Here is a 19841-nt window from a genome sequence, read left to right on the forward strand (position 1 = left end):
CCAAGCAGTTGAGGAGCGCGAGAGACATGCCGGGCACTGTGACGATGTACAGCACCACGTGGTGCGGCTACTGCCGTCGGCTGAAGAGCCAGCTGGACCGCGAGGGCATCACGTACGACGAGATCAACATCGAGCAGGACCCGGAGTCCGCGGCGTTCGTCGAGAAGGCGAACGGCGGCAACCAGACCGTCCCGACCGTGCTGTTCCCCGACGGTTCGACGCTGACGAACCCGTCGCTGGCGCAGGTGAAGCAGAAGATCGGCGCGTAAGCGCTCCCTGGTTCGCCCAAAAGGCGGTTCCCGAGGCGACTCGGGAACCGCCTTTTGTGCTTCCGGCCTTGTCACACGCTCCGCGTGGGCAGGGGCTTGCCGTACCAGAGTTCGATCAGGCGGGCCGCGATCGAGATGCCGTACGGCGGGAGGACCTCGCCGGAGTCGAAGGCGGCGCCCAGTTCGTCGCGGGAGAACCAGCGGGCCTCGTGGATCTCGTCGCCGTCGACCTCGATCTCGGTCGAGGTGGCATGGGCCATGAAGCCGAGCATCAGGCTGGACGGGAAGGGCCAGGGCTGGCTGGCGACGTACTCGACCTGGCCGACGTCGATGCCGGCCTCCTCGAAGACCTCGCGCCGCACGGCCTGCTCGATGGACTCCCCGGGTTCGACGAAGCCGGCGAGCGTCGAGAAACGGCCCTCGGGCCAGTGGACCTGCCGGCCGAGCAGGATGCGGTCGTCGGCATCGGTGACCGCCATGATCACGGCAGGATCGGTGCGCGGGTAGTGCTCGGCGCCGCAGGCCGGGCAGCGGCGGATGTGGCCGGCGGCGGCGATCACCGTGCGCTCGCCGCAGCGGGAGCAGAACCGGTGAGTGCGCTGCCAGTTCTCCAGGCCGACCGCGTGCACCATGAGACCCGCGTCACGCGGGGACAGCAGCAGACCGGCCTCGCGCAGGCCCGCGGGCCGTGCGGACTGGTCGATGCGTCCGGGCAACGCGTCCTTCTGGAGGGCGAAGTAGCTGACGCCGTCCGCGTCGGTGCCGAGGAAGTAGCGGTGCGCCTCGGTCAGGGGGGCTTCGAAGGAGGGGGTCATGACGAGTTCGGTACGGCCGTCGGGCGTCTCGTCGATGAGGACCTGCCCGCCGGAGACCACGAAGCAGCGGGTCGTGGGGTGGCTCCAGGCCGCCGCGAGCCAGGCCTCGTCGAGCCGGTGGTGGGCGGCGCGGTCGATGCCGCTCGGGGCGGTGAGCGAGATGGGTCGGTCGGCGGTGTGGTCGGTCCAGGTGGTCACGGGTGCTTCCAACTCCCCCAGGGCAACGGATTGTTTCGGCGGGCGGTTCGGCGGGGCGTACGGCGGGCGGCGACCGGGACCGGACGGTGCGGGGGCGTCGCCCCCAGTGTGCCCCGCGCGCGGTGTCGTCCCGGACTGCGCGGGCGGCTCAGGGCGCATGACGCCAGGTGTCCGCGAGGTCGCCCCACAGGTACGCGGTGGTCTCGACGCCCTTGAGGAGCAGGTCGATCTCGACCTTCTCGTTCGGCGCGTGCCAGCCGTCGGAGGGGACGGAGATGCCGAGGAAGAGCACCGGCGTCCCGAGGACCTCCTGGAGGTCGGCGGCCGGCCCCGAGCCGCCCTCGCGTGTGAAGCGGATCGGCCGGCCGAAGGCGCGGCCCATGGCGCGCGCCACGGACTGCAGGGCCGGGTGGTCCAGCGGTGTCAGACACGGGCGCGTGGCCGCGCCGAAGGTGATCTCGTGGCGGATCCCGGCGGGCACCTGCTCGGCAGCCCACGCGCGGACGGCCTTCTCGATGTGGTCGGGGTCCTGTCCCGCGACCATCCGGAAGGACAGCTTCACCATGGCCGAGGAGGGGATGATCGTCTTGCTGCCGGGGCCCTGGTAGCCGCCGCCGATGCCGTTGACCTCGGCGGTGGGGCGGGCCCAGACGCGCTCCAGGGTGGTGTGTCCGGCCTCGCCGTGGGTGGCGTGGGACTTGGCGGTGCGCAGCCACTCCTGCTCGTCGAAGGGCAGCTCGGCGAAGAGTTCGCGTTCGCGGTCGGTGAGCTCGACGACGCCGTCGTAGAAGCCGGGGACGGCCACGCGCCCGTGCTCGTCGTGCAGGGCGGCGACCAGGCGGGCGGCCGCCGTGGCCGGGTTGGGCACGGCACCGCCGAAGGAGCCGGAGTGGATGTCCTGGTCGGGGCCGAAGAAGTGAATCTCGCACTCGGCGAGGCCGCGCATGCCGGTGCACACCGTGGGGGTGTCCGCGGACCACATGCCGGTGTCGGAGACGATCACCGCGTCGGCGGCCAGCCGGTCGGCGTGCTGCTCGACGAGGGCGCGGAAGTGCGGCGACCCGGACTCCTCCTCCCCCTCGACCAGGAGCTTCAGGGTGACCGCGGGGGCGGTGCGGCCGGTGGCGGTGAGGTGGGCGCGGACGCCGAGGGTGTGGAAGAACACCTGACCCTTGTCGTCGACCGCCCCGCGCGCGTGGAGGCGGTTGTCGCGGACGACGGGCTCGAAGGGCTCGCTGTCCCAGCCGTCCTCAAGGGCGGCGGGCTGGACGTCGTGATGGCCGTACACCAGGACCGTCGGTGCCCCGGGATCGGCGGCGGGCCACTCGGCGAAGACGGCGGGGGCACCCGGGGTCTCCCAGACCTCCGTGGTCGGGAAGCCGGTCTCCCGGAGCCTGGCGGCGAGCCAGTCGGCGCTGCGGCGTACATCGGGCGCGTGGTCGGGCTGGGCCGACACGGACGGGATGCGCAGCCATTCCGCGAGGTCCTCGAGGAAGGCGGCACGGTGGTGCTCGATATACGCGCGGACGGCGCTGACGGCACTGTCAACGGACTGGCTCATGGTCACGAGCCTATCGGCCCGCACCGACATCCTGGTTGGGCGGTTCCTCACAGTTTGCTTGCGCGGCCGGCCCCTCCAGCAGCAGCCGCTCCAGCGCGGCCCGGTCCTGCAGACCCTGTGGTCGTACTACCTCACCGGTTCGGACGTACAGGAACGCCGCGTTGACGGACTCCAGCGGAACGCCCTGCTGCTCGGCCCAGGCGAGCCGGTACAGGGCGAGCTGGAGAGGGTCGGCGGTGCGATTGCGGCTGGTCTTCCAGTCGACGATCTCGTACGTCGTCCCCTCGCCGTCGCCCTCCTTGTAGACGGCGTCGATCCGGCCCCGGACCACCCGGCCGGCGATGACAAGCTGGAAGGGTGCCTCGACGCGGTGGGGTGTGCGGTGGGCGTACTCGGTGCGCTCGAAGGCGTCCTTGAGGGCTTCCAGGTCGCGTTCGTCGGCGATCTCGGCCTCGCTGCCGGGCAGTTCTTCCGGCTCCAGCACGGGCAGGGTCAGTTCCTCGAAGCGGGCCTCGACCCAGGCGTGGAAGCGGGTGCCCCGGCGCGCGGCGGGTTGCGGGGGGCGTGGCATGGGGCGGGCGAGTTCCTGTGCGAAACCGTCCGGGTCGGCGGCCAGCCGCAGCACCTGGGAGGCGGTGAGCGAGGCGGGCAGGGGGACGTCGGTGACGGCCTCGCGCGCGCGGAGGAGTTCACCGGTGAGGGCGTCGAGGTCGCGGTCCCAGGAGGCGATGGCGCGGGCTTCCTCCGGGGTGAGCCGGGTGGGGGCCGTCGCGGGCGCCGTCCGGCGCGCGCGTGCGCTCTCGTCGATGCCGCGTTCCGGGGCTCCGGCCTGGTGCGGGACGGCCGGGCGGTCCGTGGACAAGGAGTCCCAGTCGGCGGGCTCCTCGTCCGGGAAGGGGTCCTCCGCGTACGGCTCGTCGTCGCCCGGGGGCGGCGGCCAGTCCGGATCCTGGTGGTCGTCGGGGTCGTGCATGGCCGCGGGGTGGACCTCCTCGTGGGAGGCGAGGTCATCCAGGTGGGCCAGGACGGTCTCGGCCGCGGCCCGTCGACGGGTGAGGGACGCCTCGTCGAGGGGCAGGGGCCAGACCTGGTCGGCGTCGGCGGCGTGCAGGGCGGGGTTCTCCGCGTCCTCGGCCGGCTCGTCGGCCCAGGCCTCGATCTCGCCGTACCCGGCCTCGCAGTGGTCGTGGAGGGCCTGCAGGAAGTCGGAGGGGCCTCGCGGCTTCTTCTGGGTGGGGCCCCACCAGTGGCCGGAGCCGAGCAGAAGGGTGCGCGGGCGGGTGAAGGTGACGTAGCCCAGGCGGAGTTCCTCGGTGTGCTGGTGGTCCTTCATCGCCTCCTGGAAGGCCTTCAGACCGCGCGCGTCCCAGGACGTGACGTCGGGCAGGGTGTCGGCGTCGCCGCGCAGTTCGTGCGGCAGCACCTTGCCCTGCGCGGTCCACTTCTCCCGGCCCTTGGTGCTGGGGAAGGTGTCCTTGACCAGGCCGGGGACGGCGACGACGTCCCACTCCAGGCCCTTGGACTTGTGGGCGGTGAGCACCTTCACGGTGTTCTCGCCGCCCGGGAGGGCGTTGTCCAGGCCCTTCTCGTACTGGGCGGCCGTCCGCAGGAAGCCGAGGAAGGCGAGCAGGGTCGCCTCGCCGTCGCCGGCGGCGAAGGAGGCGGCGATGTCCAGGAAGTTCGACAGGGTCTCGCGGCGCCGGGCGGCCAGGGCGTGCGGGGACGCGGACAGCTCGACCTCCAGGCCGGTGACGGCGAGGACCCGGTGCAGCACGTCCATCAGCGGGTCCGCCAACGACCGTCGCAGATCGCGCAGTTCGGCGGCGAGGCGGGCGAACCGCACGCGCGCGTCGGGCGAGAACGGCAGCCCGTCGTCCTCCTGCTCGGCGTCCAGCGGCAGTTCCAGGAAGGTCTCCAGGGCGTCCGCGAGCGATATCACCTCGGACGGGTCGACCCCCTCCACGGCCTCGGCGAGCCTCCGGTCCCGGTCGTCGCCGGTTTCCACGCGCGCGTGGGCGACGAGCAGCCGGGCACGGCGCCCCAGGAGGGCGAGGTCGCGCGGGCCGATGCGCCAGCGCGGGCCGGTCAGCAGGCGCACCAGGGAGGCGTTGGCTCCGGGGTCCTGGAGGACCTCGCAGACGGCGACCAGATCGGCGATCTCGGGCAGGTGCAGCAGCCCGGACAGGCCGACGACCTCGACGGGGACGTCCCGGGAGACCAGGGCGCCCTGGATCTCGGCGAAGTCCGTCGCCGTACGGCACAGGACGGCGATCTCGCCGGGCGCCTTGCCGGTGCGTACCAGGTGGGCGATGGAGTCGGCGACCCACTCGATCTCCTCGGCGTGGGTGGCCAGCAGCGCGCAGCGGACCATGCCGTCGCGCTCGGCGCCCGGGGCGGGACGCAGGGCCTCCACGCCCGCGTGCATGGCCCGCAGGGGCTCGGCGAGGCCGTTGGCGAGGTCGAGGAGGTGGCCGCCGCTGCGACGGTTCTCGCTGAGCGCCTGGCGGGTCGCGGGGCGGCCGTCGGGGTGCGCGAAGTGCTCCGGGAAGTCGTCGAGGTTGGCGACGGAGGCGCCGCGCCAGCCGTAGATCGCCTGGCAGGGGTCGCCGACGGCGGTCACCGGGTGGCCGGTGCCGTTGCCGAACAGGCCTGCCAGGAGGACGCGTTGGGCCACCGAGGTGTCCTGGTACTCGTCGAGAAGGACCACCCGGAACTCGTCGCGCAGGATCCGGCCCACCTCGGGGATCCGCGCGAGCCGCGCGGACAGGGCGATCTGGTCGCCGAAGTCGAGCAGGTCGCGTTCGCGTTTGGCGGCGCGGTAGCGGACCACCAGGTCGGCGAGTTCCCGGCGGGCGGCGGCGGCCTTGGGGACCTGCCGCAAGGCGTCGTTGCTGAGCCGGACACCCTCCAGGGTGGCGAGCAGTCCGGCGTCGTACGTCCGCACGTCCTCGGGCCGTACGAGGTGCTCGGCGAGTTCGGAGTCCAGGGCGAGCAGGTCGCTGACGAGGTCGGCGAAGGAGCGGGTGAGCGCGGGGTAGGGGCCGGGGGCCTCCCTCAGCACACGCGCCGCGAGCTGGAAACGGGTGGCGTCGGCGAGCAGCCGGGAGGTCGGCTCCAGGCCGATACGCAGGCCGTGGTCGGTCAGCAGGCGGCCCGCGAAGGCGTGGTAGGTGGAGATCACCGGCTCGCCCGGCGGGTTGTCGGGGTCGATGACGTCCGGGTCGGTGACGCCCGCCTTGATCAGCGCCTTGCGCACGCGTTCGGCGAGCTCGCCGGCCGCCTTGTTGGTGAAGGTGAGGCCGAGGACCTGCTCGGGGGCGACCTGGCCGGTGCCGACCAGCCAGACCACGCGGGCCGCCATCACCGTCGTCTTGCCCGAGCCTGCTCCGGCCACGATCACCTGCGGGGCGGGCGGCGCGATGATGCAGTCCGTCTGCTCCGGGGTGAACGGGATCCCGAGGAGTTCCTTGAGCTGATCGGGATCGGTGATACGGGGCGGCACGTCAGAGAGGCTAGCGGCGGCCACTGACAGCGGAGGCCGGATCGCCCCCGGAGCCGGGGAAAAACGCAGGTCGGCGCACGGGGTGTCGTCGATCACCCGGGTTACTCGACGACGTGCCGTCCCTCCGGCCGGGCACTGCAGGACGCCTGGAACGCGCAGTGGGCACAGTGTTGTCCGGTGGTCGGCGTGAACCGTTCGTCGAGCACCTTCCCGGCGGCCGTGGCCAGCAACTCGCCGACCCACTCCCCTTCCAGCGGTTCCTGGGCCTGCACCCTGGGCAGGGCCTCGCCGCCGTCGCGCTGGGCGGCGCCTTGGCGCAGCTGGACCAGTTCGGCGCCGCCGGGCTCGGGGCGGGCCCCGTCGAACGCCTCGTCCACGGCGCCCTCGCGGACGGCGAGCTGGTAGACGGCGAGCTGGGGGTGGCGGGCCACCTCGGCCTTGCTGAGGGGCTGTTTGCCGGTCTTGAAGTCGACGACGTAGGCCCGCCCTTCGCCGTCCGCCTCCACGCGGTCCATCTGGCCGCGGATGCGGACCTCGTAGTCGCCCGCTTCGAGGGTGACGTCGAAGTCGTGCTCGCTGGCCACGGGGGTGCGGCCGGTGCGGTCCATGACGTGCCACTTCAGGAAGCGTTCGAGCGCCACGCGCGCGTTCTCCTTCTCCTGCGCCGACTTCCACGGCGCGTCGAAGGCGAGCGCGTTCCACACGGAGTCGAGGCGCTCCATGAGGACGGCGAGATCGGCGGGGGTGTGCCCGGAGGCGACCTCGTCGGCGAGGACGTGCACGACGTTGCCGAAACCCTGGGCGGCCGTCGCCGGTGCGTCGGCCTTCACCTCGCGGCCCAGGAACCACTGCAGGGCGCAGGTGTTGGCGAGCTGGTCGAGGGCGCTGCCGGAGAGCACGACGGGCTGGTCGCGGTTGCGCAGGGGCACCTTGCTCTCGGTCGGCTCGTACATGCCCCACCAGCGGTAGGGATGGGCCGAGGGGACGAGCGGGCGGCCGTCCTCGTCGGCGAGCGCGGCGAGACGGGCCAGCCGGTGGGCGGCGGCCTCCCTGAGGGTGTCCGAGACGCGCGGGTCGACCGTCGTGGCGCGCAGTTCGGCGACGAGCGCGGCGACGGAGAGCGGGCGGCGGGGGCGGCCGGTGACGTCCTTGGGTTCGACGCCGAGTTCGGTGAGGAAGCGGGAGGGCTGGTCGCCGTCGTCGGCGGCGGCCTTCACGGCGGTGACGACGAGTCGTTCACGCGCGCGTGTGGCGGCGACGTAGAACAGCCGGCGCTCCTCCGCGAGCAGCGCGCCCGGGGTGAGCGGTTCGGCGAGTCCGTCGCGCCCGATGCGGTCGGCCTCCAGCAGCGAGCCGCGGCGGCGCAGGTCGGGCCACAGGCCCTCCTGCACACCGGCGACGACGACCAGGCGCCACTCCAGCCCCTTGGAGCGGTGCGCGGTCATCAGACGTACCGCGTCGGGACGGACCGCGCGTCGTGTGAGGGTGTCGGCGGCGATGTCCTCGGAGTCGATCTCCTCCAGGAAGTTGAGGGCGCCCCGGCCGCCGGTGCGCTCCTCCGCGCGCGCGGCGGTCGCGAACAGCGCGCAGACGGCGTCCAGATCACGGTCGGCGTTGCGTCCGGCCGCGCCGCCGCGCCGGGCGGACCGCTCCAGGCGCGCGGGCCAGGGTGTGCCCTCCCAGAGGTCCCACAGCGCCTCTTCGGCCGTACCGCCGCCCGCGAGGCGCTCCCGGGCCTTGCGCAGCAGCGCGCCGAGCCGCTGGGCGCCCCGCGCGTACGCGGGGTCGTGCACGGCCAGGCGCTCCGGCTCGGCGAGCGCCCGCGTGAGCAGCTCGTCGGACGGCGGCGGCAGGGGGTTGCCCCCGGCCCGCTCCTCGTCGCGCAGAGCACGGCCGAGACGGCGCAGGTCGGCGGCGTCCATCCCGGCGAGGGGTGAGGCGAGGAGGCTGAGGGCGGTTTCGGTGTCGAGCCAGCAGGGCTCGTTCCCGTCCTCGTCGTCTCCCCGCACGCCCCCGTCGGCCACTCCTGAGGCCGTCTCCGCCGTCGCCACCGCCCGTAGGGCCGTCAGCAGGGGGGCCACCGCCGGTTCGTGGCGCAGGGGGAGGTCGTCGCCGTCGATGTCCAGGGGGACGCCGGCCGCGGTGAGGGCTCGGCGGACCGTCGGGATGGTGCGGGAGCCGGCGCGGACCAGGACGGCCATCTCACCCCAGGGGACGCCGTCCTCCAGGTGGGCCCGGCGGAGGATGTCGGCGATGTTGTCGAGTTCCGTACCGGGCGTCGGATACGTGAAGACCTCGACGCTGCCGCCGTCCCGTACCGGGGCGAGCTCGCGGTGCGCCCGAACCTTCTCCGCCGGAAGACGGGTCAGGGGCATGCGCTGCGTGAGCAGACGGGTCGCGGCGAGCAGGGCGGCGCCAGAGCGACGGGAGGTACGCAGGACCTCCACGGGCGCCGGACGGCCGTCCGCGCGCGGGAAGGTCTCCGGGAACTCCAGGATGCCGTTGACGTCGGCGCCACGGAACGCGTAGATCGACTGGTCGGGGTCGCCGAAGGCGACCAGGGTGCGGCCGCCGCCCGCGAGGGCGTGCAGCAGCCGTACCTGGGCCGCGTCGGTGTCCTGGTACTCGTCCACCAGTACGGCGTCGTACTGCGCCGCCAGCCGTTCGGCGACCTCGGGGCGGCGGACGAGGAGGACCGCGCGATGGACCAGCTCCGCGTAGTCGAGCACACCCTGCATGTCGAGCACGTCCAGGTACTCGGCGAGGAAGGCGGCCGCGGCACGCCAGTCGGGGCGCCCGATGCGTCGGGCGAAGGCGTCCAGGGCGCCGGGGCCGAGGCCCAGTTCACGGCTGCGGGCGAGGACGGCCCGGACCTCGTCGGCGAAGCCCCGGGTTGTCAGACAGGCGCGCAGTTCGTCGGGCCAGCGCACGTGCGCGAGACCGAGCCGCTGCAGGTCCGGCTGACCGGCGAGCAGTTCACGGACGGCGACGTCCTGCTCGGGACCGGACAGCAGCCGCAGCGGCTCCACGAACAGGTCGCTGTCCTGGTGGGCGCGGACCAGGGCGTAGCAGAACGAGTGGAAGGTGGTCGCCCGGGGCGCGCGGGCGGCCCCCACGCGCAGCGCCATGCGGTCGCGCAGTTCGACGGCCGCCTTGCGGCTGAACGTCAGCACCAGGATGCGCTCGGGGTCACCGCCACGGGCGATTCGCGCCGCCACCGACTCGACGAGCGTGGTGGTCTTTCCGGTGCCCGGCCCTGCCAGGACGAGCAGCGGACCGCCGGTGTGGTCAACCACGGAGCGCTGTGCGGCGTCCAGACGAGGGGGGACCGGTCGGGCGGGCGGGGTACGCACCAGTCGGTAAGCGCCACGGTTCCCCTGTCGCACCGGGGGGTGCGACAGGCGCCTGGTGGAGGAAGAGGAGCTCACGTGGTTCGCCGGTCCTGGTGGGTGTGCTGGTTGTCGGACCACCGTGCGTGCGGGGCGGTGATCGGGGGGTGAGGGGGGAACGCGCAGCCGACGCTACGCCGACGGGCGACTCGGAAGCAGAGCTTCCGCTTCTTCCCTCCGGCCACTCGCGACACGTACGCCCCTCGCCCCACGAACGTACGTCATGGCACGGACGTGCCCCGCTTCCCCCGTACGGATCACGGGTCACACACGGGTTCGCCCGATGGCGGAAGCTGTCAGGTGTGACCCTCCGCGCGTCCGCCGCCGTCCCACCGCGCGCGCTTCATGTCGAGGCGCGGCAGATGGCCCTCGGCTGCCCTGCTCGCCTCCTTCAGCGGAGTGCCCTCGACGCGGTAGTGGTCGAGCGCGCGCAGTTCGTGTCCGGGGAGCAGGACGCCGTCCGCGCGGACCACGCGCCACCACGGCACCGCTCCCCCGTAGAGGGCCATCACCCGGCCCACCTGGCGCGGGCCGCCCTCCTCCAGCCACTCGGCGACGTCGCCGTACGTCATGACACGCCCGGGCGGGATCAGTTCGGCGACCTCGAGGACGCGCTCGGCGTACTCCGGCAGCGCGTCCGGACCGTCCTCGGGCGGCAGGCTCTCCTCACTCATCCGGCCCATCCTGCCGCACCCCACCGACAGTGTGACGCGCTGGCCACTGTGCGTATCCCTCGCCCCCGCGCGTGGCTTCGGGCAGACTGTGCGCCCCCGCGTCCGCACCCTGATGCCCCCGCGTGTCGGTGGGACATGCCACCATCATGCGAGCGGTGACCGGTGATACGAGATCAAGAAGAGACGATGAAGCAGCAGGGTGTGCACCCGGAGGACGCGCCGAACGCGTCCGACGCTTCGTCGCGCCCGGACACCGACCCCGACACCGAGAGCGCCTCCGGGAAGGAACCCGGCGGGGACGACGCGCAGTTCGTCGAAGAGGCCCACATCGACGAGGTGGAGGGCGACGAACCGCTCCTGCCCGCGCGCGTGCACCGGCCCTCCGACCTGATGCGCCTTCTGGTGGGGCTGCTCGGGATCATCCTGCTCCTCGCGATCGCCGCCTTCGCGCACGGCACCACCTCGGGGCTCGAACAGGACATCAACAAGGGCACCGGTCAGGCGCCCGACCTGCTCATCAAGATCGCCGGGCTGGCCTCGAGCATCGCGATCCTGCTGGTGCCGGTCGCCTTCGCGATCGAGCGGCTGATCAAGCGGGACGGGCTGCGCATCGCCGACGGCGTGCTCGCGGCGGTCCTGGCACACGGCGTGACGCTCGCGACCGACCTGTGGGTGGCCAAGGGCGCCCCGGGCTCCATCCAGGAGGCGCTCACCCAGCCCTCCCCCGGCGACATCCACGCGCTGACCGATCCCGTGCACGGCTATCTCGCCCCGGTCATCGCGTACATGACCGCCGTCGGCATGTCCCGGCGGCCGCGCTGGCGCGCGGTGCTGTGGATCGTGCTGCTCCTCGACGCGTTCTCGATGCTCGTCACCGGCTACACGACACCGTTCTCGATCATCCTGACGGTGCTGATCGGCTGGAGCATCGCCTACGGAACGCTCTACGCGGTCGGCTCGCCCAACGTCCGCCCCACCGGGCGGACGCTGATGGCGGGCCTGCGGCACGTGGGGTTCCGCCCGGTCACGGCGGCCCGCGAGGAGATGCCGGAGAACCCGGAGACCGGCGACCGGGGCCGGCGCTACTTCGTCACCCTCGAGGACGGCCCGCCACTGGACGTCACGGTGGTCGACCGGGAGCAGCAGGCGCAGGGCTTCTTCTACCGCGCATGGCGCAACCTGACCCTGCGCGGCTTCGCCACCCGCAGCAGCCTCCAGTCGCTGCGCCAGGCCCTGGAGCAGGAGGCGCTGCTGGCGTACGCGGCCATCGCGGCCGGCGCCAACGCCCCCAAGCTGATCGCGACCTCCGAACTCGGCCCCGACGCGGTGATGCTGGTCTACGAGCACACCGGCGGACGCACGCTCGACTCCCTGACGGACGACGAGATCACCGACGCACTGCTGCACGACACCTGGCACCAGGTACGCGCGCTGCAGTCCCGGCGCATCGCGCACCGCAGGCTGGTGGGCGACGCGATTCTGGTGGATCGTTCCGGCACGGTCATCCTGACCGACCTGCGCGTCGGCGAGATCGCGGCCGGCGATCTGCTGCTGCGCATGGACGTCTCGCAGCTCCTGGTGACGCTCGGGCTGCGGGTGGGCGCGGAGCGGGCCGTGGCCTCGGCAGTGGGCGTGCTCGGCCCGGACGCGGTGGCCGACTGTCTGCCGATGCTGCAGCCCATCGCGCTCAGCCGCACCTCCCGCGCGACCCTGCGCAGGCTGGCCAGGGAGCGGGCCCAGCGCGAGCGGGAAGCGGTCCTGGAGGCCTCCAGGCAAGCCAAGCAGGCCCGTCTGGAAGCGGCCGAGGAGCACACCCACTCCGCTCTCGAGAAACCCGACAAGAAGGCCGTACGGGCGGAGCAGCGGGCTGAGAAGCGGGCCATCGACGAGGCCATCGAGGAAGCGCGCGAGGAGGATCTGCTGACGCAGATCCGGCACCAGGTGCTCCTCATCAGGCCGCAGGCGCCGGTCGAGCCGGCCCGGCTCGAGCGGGTGCGGCCGCGCACCCTGATCAGTTTCATCGCGGGCGCCATCGGCGCGTACTTCCTGCTGACGCAGCTCACCCACATCGAGTTCGGGCCGCTGATCGAGAACGCGCAGTGGGGCTGGGTGCTGGCGGCCGTGGTGTTCTCGGCGGGCAGCTACTTCGCGGCGGCGATGGCGCTGCTGGGATTCGTGCCGGAGCGGGTGCCGTTCCTGCGGGCCGTGGGGGCGCAGGTCGCCGGGTCGTTCGTCAAGATCGTCGCGCCGGCCGCGGTCGGCGGTGTCGCGCTCAACACCCGCTTCCTGCAACGCGCGGGCGTGCGGCCCGGGCTCGCGGTCGCCAGTGTGGGCGCCTCGCAGTTGTTCGGGCTCGGCTGCCACATCCTGATGCTGCTGTCCTTCGGCTATCTGACCGGCACCGAGAAGACGCCGTCGCTGTCGCCGTCCCGTACGGTCATCGCGGGTCTGCTGACCGTGGCGGTGCTCGTCCTCGTGGTCACCTCGGTGCCGTTCCTGCGGAAGTTCGTCGTCACGCGTGTGCGCTCGCTCTTCGCGGGTGTCGTGCCGCGCATGCTGGACGTGCTGCAGCGGCCGCAGAAGCTGGTCACCGGCATCGGCGGCATGCTGCTGCTGACCGCCTGCTTCGTGATGTGCCTGGACGCGTCGATCCGCGCCTTCGGCCAGCACGGAACCTCGCTCAGCATCGCCAGCGTCGCCGTCGTCTTCCTCGCCGGCAACGCGCTCGGCTCGGCGGCCCCGACCCCCGGCGGCGTCGGCGCGGTGGAGGCCACCCTGACGGTCGGCCTGATCGCCGTGGGCCTGCCCAAGGAGGTCGCCGCCCCGGCCGTGCTGCTGTTCCGGCTGCTGACGCTGTGGCTGCCGGTCCTGCCGGGCTGGCTGGCCTTCAACCAGCTGTCCCGCAAGGGCGCGCTCTAGTACGACAGCCGGGGGTACGAAGGCTGTACGCGCGCGTACCTCATACGGCCCGTGCCCCGAGCGCCGGACCGCAGGCGACCGCAGGATGGAAGCATGCCGAAGCCTCCCCGCGCGCGTGCCGCTGCACTGACCGCCACCGCCGTGCTGCTGTCCTCCGTGCTGGCCGGCTGTACCGGCGACGACAGCGAGGACGGGGACCTGTCGGCGCAGAAACTGGACTGGAAGGACTGTCCGGCCCCGAACGCGGCGGAGGGCGGCGGCGACAGCCCCTCGCCGCTGCCCAACGGCGGCACCTGGCAGTGCGCCACCATGAAGGCGCCTCTCGACTGGAACAAGCCCAAGGGCGACACCATCGGCATCGCGCTGATCCGGGCGAGGACGAGCGGCGCCGCGAACAGGCGCATCGGCTCGCTCGTGTTCAACTTCGGCGGCCCCGGCGGTTCCGGCGTCACCACGCTGCCCGCCTTCGGGGCGGACTACGCGAAGTTGCGCACCCGCTACGACCTGGTCAGCTTCGACCCGCGCGGAGTCGGCCGCAGCGCACCCGTGGAGTGCGAGAACGACCAGCAGCTCGACGCCTACTTCCAGCAGGACGCGACGCCCGACGACGCCGGCGAGCGCACCGAGTACCTGGACAACACCAAGAAGTTCAACGCGGCCTGCGAGAAGCACTCCACGAAGGTGCTGTCCCATGTGCGGACCACGGACGCGGCCCGTGACATGGACCTGATGCGCCAGATCCTGGGTGACAAGAGGCTCTACTACTTCGGCATCTCCTACGGCACCGAACTCGGCGGTGTCTACGCCCACCTGTTCCCCAAGCACGTGGGCCGGGCCGTCTTCGACGCGGTCGTCGACCCGACGCAGAACCCGGAGCAGGCCTCGCTCGGACAGGCCAAGGGCTTCCAGCTGGCGCTGGACAACTTCGCCGAGGACTGCACGTCGAAGGCCGAGCCGTGCCCGGTCGGCGACAGCGCGCAGGACGTGAAGGACCGTATCGCCACTCTGCTGAAGAACCTCGACAGCAAGCCGATCCCCGGCATCCTCCCCCGTCAGCTGACCCAGACCGCCGCCACCAACGGCATCGCGCAGGCCCTGTACTCGAAGGACTTCTGGCAGTACCTCACCGATGGCCTGGAGCAGGCGTACCACGGCGACGGCCAGGTCCTGATGCTGCTGTCCGACTCGATGAACGGCCGCAGCCAGAACGGGGAGTACAGCAACATCACCGCGGCCAACATCTCCATCAACTGCGCCGACGAGAAGCCCCGATACAGCCCCGGGTACGTGGAGGGGAAGCTGCCCGAGTTCCAGGCCGCCTCTCCGCTGTTCGGCGACTTCCTCGCCTGGGGCATGGTCAGCTGCACCGACTGGGCGGTCGCGGGCGCGGCCGATCACCCCGACGTGAGCGCGCCCGGCGCCGCGCCGATCCTGGTCGTGGGCAACACCGGCGACCCGGCCACGCCGTACGAGGGCGCGCGCAGGATGGTGGACGCGCTGGGCAAGGGCGTCGGCGTCGAGCTGACGTACAAGGGTCAGGGGCATGGCGCGTACGACAGCAAGAACAAGTGCGTGCAGAGCGCGGTGAACGGCTATCTGCTGGACGGGAAGGTGCCGCCGGCCGGAACCGTCTGCTCCTGACGGCCGACCGGATTCCGGTTGAATGCGCAGGTCAGAAGGTTATCCACAGGGCTGCGCGAGTCCGACGCGCTCCGCCTACTATGGCCGGACAGCCGTTCGCCGCACGGTGCGGATGGCCTTTCAGGGGGGAACGCACATGGCGCGATTCGTACGGTGGGCGGCGTTCGGGGCCGCCGCCGCACTGCTGGTGGCCGGATGTGGCGGAGGCTCGTCGTCCGACGACAAAAGTGACAAGGGAGGCGGCAAGACGAGCGCGGCCGCCCCACCGCCGACCGGCTCCTCGAATACGACCGCCGCGCTGCCGTCCTCGCTGACCGCGCAGAAGCTCGCCTGGGGGCGCTGCAAAGCCACCGCGGACTCCCCCGCCCCGGGCAGCGACTGGCAGTGCGCGACCCTCAAGACCCCGCTGGACTGGTCGAAGCCGGACGGCCGAACGATCGACCTCGCCCTCATCCGCGCCCGGGCGAACGGGGGCAAGCGCATCGGCTCGCTGCTGTTCAACTTCGGCGGCCCGGGCGGCTCGGGCGTGTCCATGATGCCGCAGTACGCGGCCACGGTGTCCAAGCTGCGCGAGCGGTACGACCTGGTGAGCTGGGACCCGCGCGGGGTGGCCGCCAGCGAGGGCGTGCGCTGCCGCAGTGACAAGGCCATCCAGGCCGCAGAGGACATCGACGCAACCCCCGACACCGCGGCCGAGGAGAACGCGTACTTCCAGGACGCGGTCTCCTTCGGCAAGGGCTGCCAGAAGGCCGCCGGGAGTCTGCTGGCGCACGTGTCGACGACCGACACCGCCCGCGACATGGACCTGATGCGCCAGGTCCTCGGCGACACGAAGATGCACTACTTCGGCATCTCGTACGGCACCGAGCTGGGCGGTGTCTACGCCCATCTGTTTCCCAGGAACGTGGGACGGCTGATCCTGGACGCGGTCGTCGACCCGACCGCCGACTCGGTGGGACACGCGGAGAACCAGGCCAGGGGGTTCCAGCGGGCCCTGGACGACTACCTGAGGTCGACCGGCCAGGACCCGAAGCAGGGCACCCGGAAGATCGCGGACCTGGTGAAGCGGCTCGACGCAGCCCCGCTGCCGACGTCGTCCGGTCGCAAGCTGACCCAGTCGCTCGCCCTCACCGGCATCGTCCTGCCGCTGTACAGCAAGTCCGGCTGGCCGACCCTGACCAGCGCCCTGGATGCGGCGCAACAGGGCGACGGCTCGGAGCTGCTGCAACTCGCCGACGGCTACAACGAACGCGACGCCTCCGGGCACTACGGCACGACGACCCACTCGCAACGGGTCATATCGTGCCTGGACGACAGGCAGCGGCCGACCTCCGAGCAGACCAAGAAGCTGCTGCCGACGTTCGAGAAGATCTCGCCGGTGTTCGGGGACTTCCTCGGCTGGGACACGGCCGGCTGGTGCCACGACTGGCCGGTCTCCGGGCAGTACGACACCCCGGAGGTGAGCGCGGCCGGTGCGGCGCCGATCCTGGTGGTCGGCAACACCGGCGACCCGGCGACGCCGTACGAGGGCGCCCGGAAGATGGCCGACGAGCTGGGCAAGGGCGTCGGTGTGGAGCTCACCTGGAAGGGCGAGGGACACGGGGCGTACGGAAGCGGGAGCGACTGCGTCGATTCGACGGTGAATGCGTACCTGCTGGACGGCACGGTGCCGCGGGACGGGAAGGTCTGCTCCTCGTAGCCCGGGCTCCGGCACCTGGGGCGTTTCTGGCCCGGGCGACGGAAAGGGGCCCGGCACGCATGGTGCCGAGCCCCTTCCGGGAGAGCCTGGGTCTAGTAGACCGGCTTGTCCGGTTCGATCTGGTTGACCCAGCCGATCACGCCGCCGCCCACGTGCACGGCGTCGGAGAAGCCCGCGGACTTCAGGACCGCGAGGACTTCCGCACTGCGGACACCCGTCTTGCAGTGCAGGACGATCTTCTTGTCCTGCGGGAGGGTCTCCAGGGCGGTGCCCATGAGGAACTCGTTCTTCGGGATCAGCTTGGCGCCGGGGATCGAGACGATCTCGTACTCGTTGATCTCGCGGACGTCGATGATCTCGATGTTCTCGCCGTCGTCGATCCACTCCTTGAGCTGCTTGGGAGTGATCGTCGAGCCGGCCGCCGCCTCCTGGGCCTCCTCGGAGACGACGCCGCAGAAGGCCTCGTAGTCGATGAGCTCGGTGACGGTCGGGTTCTCGCCGCAGACGGCGCAGTTCGGGTCCTTGCGGACCTTGACCTGGCGGTACTGCATCTCCAGGGCGTCGTAGATCATCAGTCGGCCGACCAGCGGCTCGCCGGTGCCGGTGAGGACCTTGATGGCCTCGGTGACCTGGATGGAGCCGATGGACGCGCACAGCACGCCCAGGACGCCGCCCTCGGCGCAGGAGGGGACCATGCCCGGCGGCGGGGGCTCCGGGTAGAGGCAGCGGTAGCAGGGGCCGTGCTCGGACCAGAAGACGGAGGCCTGACCGTCGAAGCGGTAGATCGAGCCCCACACGTACGGCTTGTTCAGCAGCACGCACGCGTCGTTGACCAGGTAGCGGGTGGCGAAGTTGTCCGTGCCGTCGACGATCAGGTCGTACTGGCTGAAGATGTCCATCACGTTGTCGGCCTCGAGCCGCTCCTCGTGAAGGATCACGTTCACGTACGGGTTGATGCCGAGGACGGAGTCACGGGCGGACTCGGCCTTGGAGCGGCCGATGTCGGCCTGGCTGTGAATGATCTGGCGCTGCAGGTTCGACTCGTCGACCTCGTCGAACTCCACGATGCCGAGGGTGCCGACGCCCGCGGCAGCCAGGTACATCAGCGCCGGCGAGCCCAGGCCGCCGGCGCCGACACAGAGCACCTTGGCGTTCTTCAGCCGCTTCTGCCCGTCCATCCCGACGTCCGGGATGATCAGGTGGCGGGAGTACCTGCGGACCTCGTCTACGGTGAGCTCAGAGGCTGGCTCGACCAGGGGTGGCAGCGACACGGGGACTCCGTTGATCGGTCAATCACTACAGTTGTTCTCTCTGTAACACTGCCACGGCCTTCTTCATTCCGAGACACCCGTCCCGATCCGCGAGACGATCTCGTCCCAGTAGCCGGGCATGGCCTCCCAGGGGTCGGTGCGGCCGCCGTGGTCCGTGCGGTCGGTGAACCAGACGGTCGCCGCGCCCTGCCAGCGGGCGATGCGCAAGGCTTCCTCCAGGTGCGGGCGGGGCACTCCGTGGACGAGGTGGCAGAAGCGCTCGGGCGGATGGTCGGCGGTCCACTCCGCCACCTGCGACCAGCGGTAGTCGTTCCAGGACCCGGAGAAGGTGACCAGTTGGTCGGCGCACTCGGCGTAGCCGGGATACGGGTGGGTGCCGTGGCCGAGGACGATGTGGGCGTCCTCCCGGACCGCGCGCAGGGTGGTGACGGTGCGGTGGATCTCCGGGAGACAGGCGCGCTCGGTCGGGCAGCGGTCCAGGAGGAAGCCGTCGACCTGGTACCAGTCGAGGTAGCGGTTCGCGTCATGGACCAGTTCGACGAAGCCACGGGCTCCGCGGGCGGCGTCGAGATGGCCGAGGACGCGGACGCCCGCGTTGCGCAGACGACCGGCCGCCTCCAGGCAGTGCGGGTCGGGGCGGCTGCCGGGGCCGTCGGCGACGTTGAGGACGACCCAGTGCAGCGGGGTTCCGGGGCGGGCGAGTTCGCCCCACTCGGCGGGGGCGAGAAGGGGGTGGGCGTAGCCGGGGACGCCGAAGCCGGTGCGGACGTCGGTGCTCGTGGTGCCTGCTGTGGTGCTGGTCAGATGCGGCATGCCGCCTCCATCCAGATGTCGGCGAGGGACTCTTCGAGGTTGATCCGGGGCCGCCAGCCGAGCCGGTCGCGCGCGGTGCGCACATCGGCCTGCTGCCAGCTGCCGCAGCCGTCGGGGTACGGGTACGCGACCGGGGCCGCGTGGTCGGAGTCCGCGCGCGGGTGGCCGATGGCGGCGCGCAGCGGTCCGGGCGGGCCGTCGAGTTCGTGCAGTGCGCCGCCGTATCCGGCCACGCGGGCGAGCGTGGCGGCGGCGTCGCGCAGACGCACTGCGCGGCCCGAGCCGATGTTGATGACGCCCTGTGCGGCGGAGAGGCTCGCGGCGTGCACCGCGCGGGCCACGTCGCGTACGTCGACGAAGTCGCGCTGTGCGCCGAGGCCGCCGAGTTTGAGTTCGCCGTCGCCGGACTGCATGGCGCGGCGCATGGCCTCCGCGAGGCGGCCGAGCGGCGACCCGGCGGGGGTGCCGGGGCCGGCCGGGGAGAAGACGCGGAGCACGACCGCGTCCAGGCCGGAGCCGAGGACCAGTTCGGTGGCGGCGAGCTTGCTGACGCCGTACGGGCCGCCGGGGCGGGGCACGGCGTCCTCCGCGGTGGAGGAGCCGGGCTGGCTCGGGCCGTACTCCGCGCCGCAGCCGATCTGGACGAGCCGGGCGCCGCAGCCGCTGCGGCGGAGGGCCTCGCAGACGGTGGCGACGGCGACGGTGTTGTGGCGGGTGAGTTCCCGGGCGCCGCCGCGGGTGGCGCCGGCGCAGTTGATGACGACGCCGGGGTGGACCGCGTCGAGGAAGCGGGTGAGGGCGCCGGGGCTGCCCGCGGCGAGGTCGAAGCGGACGTCGGCGTCGTCGCCGCGGCCGAGGGCGGTGAGCTGGACGGCCGGGTCGGCGAGCAGGCGGTCGGCGACGAAGCGGCCGAGGTAGCCGTTGGCTCCGATCAGCAGGACTCTCATCGGGCGGCTCCCGGGGCCGAGGCGTCGGGTCGGGAGGTGATCATCTGGGGTTCTCCTTCGGAGGGGGCGGTGCAGGTGCCTGCGGCGCTTTGGCCGGGCGCCGGGTTGGGGGCGCCGGGGGCGGGGGCGGGCTCGGGGGGCGG

At 72.2% G+C, this 19841-nt stretch carries 12 protein-coding genes; 4 read left to right on the forward strand and 8 right to left on the reverse strand.

Annotation, left to right across the window (positions count from 1 at the left end):
* The first annotated feature begins 26 nt into the window (after window positions 1-26).
* A complete protein-coding gene (locus tag ABZZ74_RS05865; RefSeq protein ID WP_133044516.1) occupies window positions 27-269 on the forward strand; it encodes a mycoredoxin in 243 nt (80 codons plus the stop codon).
* 71 nt (window positions 270-340) lie between these two features.
* Here ABZZ74_RS05865 and nudC read toward each other — a convergent pair whose 3' ends face one another.
* The 5 genes from nudC to ABZZ74_RS05890 all read right to left on the reverse strand — a co-directional run bounded on the left by nudC (window position 341) and on the right by ABZZ74_RS05890 (window position 10408).
* On the reverse strand, window positions 341-1282 hold the full coding sequence (nudC, locus tag ABZZ74_RS05870) for an NAD(+) diphosphatase (protein WP_356762082.1): 942 nt from the start codon (window positions 1280-1282) through the stop codon (window positions 341-343).
* Between the two features lie 148 nt (window positions 1283-1430).
* The gene (locus tag ABZZ74_RS05875) at window positions 1431-2843 is read right to left on the reverse strand and encodes a dipeptidase (protein WP_356762083.1); all 1413 of its coding nucleotides are present in this window, start codon (window positions 2841-2843) and stop codon (window positions 1431-1433) included.
* 10 nt (window positions 2844-2853) lie between these two features.
* Window positions 2854-6345, reverse strand: coding sequence for an ATP-dependent DNA helicase (locus tag ABZZ74_RS05880; RefSeq protein WP_356762084.1), 3492 nt, complete (start codon window positions 6343-6345; stop codon window positions 2854-2856).
* 101 nt (window positions 6346-6446) lie between these two features.
* Window positions 6447-9773, reverse strand: a complete 3327-nt coding sequence (locus ABZZ74_RS05885; protein WP_356762085.1) for an ATP-dependent DNA helicase — start codon at window positions 9771-9773, stop codon at window positions 6447-6449.
* Between the two features lie 257 nt (window positions 9774-10030).
* On the reverse strand, window positions 10031-10408 hold the full coding sequence (locus ABZZ74_RS05890; protein WP_356762086.1) for an MGMT family protein: 378 nt from the start codon (window positions 10406-10408) through the stop codon (window positions 10031-10033).
* 186 nt (window positions 10409-10594) lie between these two features.
* On the opposite strand from ABZZ74_RS05890, the gene ABZZ74_RS05895 reads away from it, so the two are divergent.
* The 3 genes from ABZZ74_RS05895 (at window position 10595) to ABZZ74_RS05905 (ending at window position 16667) form a co-directional block, all read left to right on the forward strand.
* Window positions 10595-13327, forward strand: coding sequence for a lysylphosphatidylglycerol synthase domain-containing protein (locus tag ABZZ74_RS05895; protein ID WP_356762087.1), 2733 nt, complete (start codon window positions 10595-10597; stop codon window positions 13325-13327).
* A gap of 93 nt (window positions 13328-13420) precedes the next feature.
* Entirely contained in the window at window positions 13421-14968 is a 1548-nt protein-coding gene (locus ABZZ74_RS05900) for an alpha/beta hydrolase (RefSeq protein WP_356762088.1), read from the forward strand.
* A gap of 136 nt (window positions 14969-15104) precedes the next feature.
* On the forward strand, window positions 15105-16667 hold the full coding sequence (locus tag ABZZ74_RS05905; RefSeq protein ID WP_356762089.1) for an alpha/beta hydrolase: 1563 nt from the start codon (window positions 15105-15107) through the stop codon (window positions 16665-16667).
* Window positions 16668-16759: 92 nt separating this feature from the next.
* On the opposite strand, the gene moeZ is transcribed toward ABZZ74_RS05905, so the two are convergent.
* The 3 genes from moeZ to ABZZ74_RS05920 form a co-directional block, all read right to left on the reverse strand.
* Window positions 16760-17938, reverse strand: a complete 1179-nt coding sequence (moeZ, locus tag ABZZ74_RS05910; protein ID WP_356762090.1) for an adenylyltransferase/sulfurtransferase MoeZ — start codon at window positions 17936-17938, stop codon at window positions 16760-16762.
* A 63-nt stretch (window positions 17939-18001) separates the two neighbouring features.
* A complete protein-coding gene (locus ABZZ74_RS05915; protein WP_356762091.1) occupies window positions 18002-18751 on the reverse strand; it encodes a spherulation-specific family 4 protein in 750 nt (249 codons plus the stop codon).
* Window positions 18739-19698, reverse strand: a complete 960-nt coding sequence (locus tag ABZZ74_RS05920) for an NAD-dependent epimerase/dehydratase family protein (protein WP_356762092.1) — start codon at window positions 19696-19698, stop codon at window positions 18739-18741. Before ABZZ74_RS05920 ends, ABZZ74_RS05915 begins: the two co-directional genes overlap by 13 nt.
* Window positions 19699-19841 lie beyond the last annotated feature (143 nt).

It is taken from the genome of Streptomyces sp. NPDC006476 (genome assembly GCF_040612015.1).
GTDB lineage: Bacteria > Actinomycetota > Actinomycetes > Streptomycetales > Streptomycetaceae > Streptomyces > Streptomyces griseorubiginosus_B.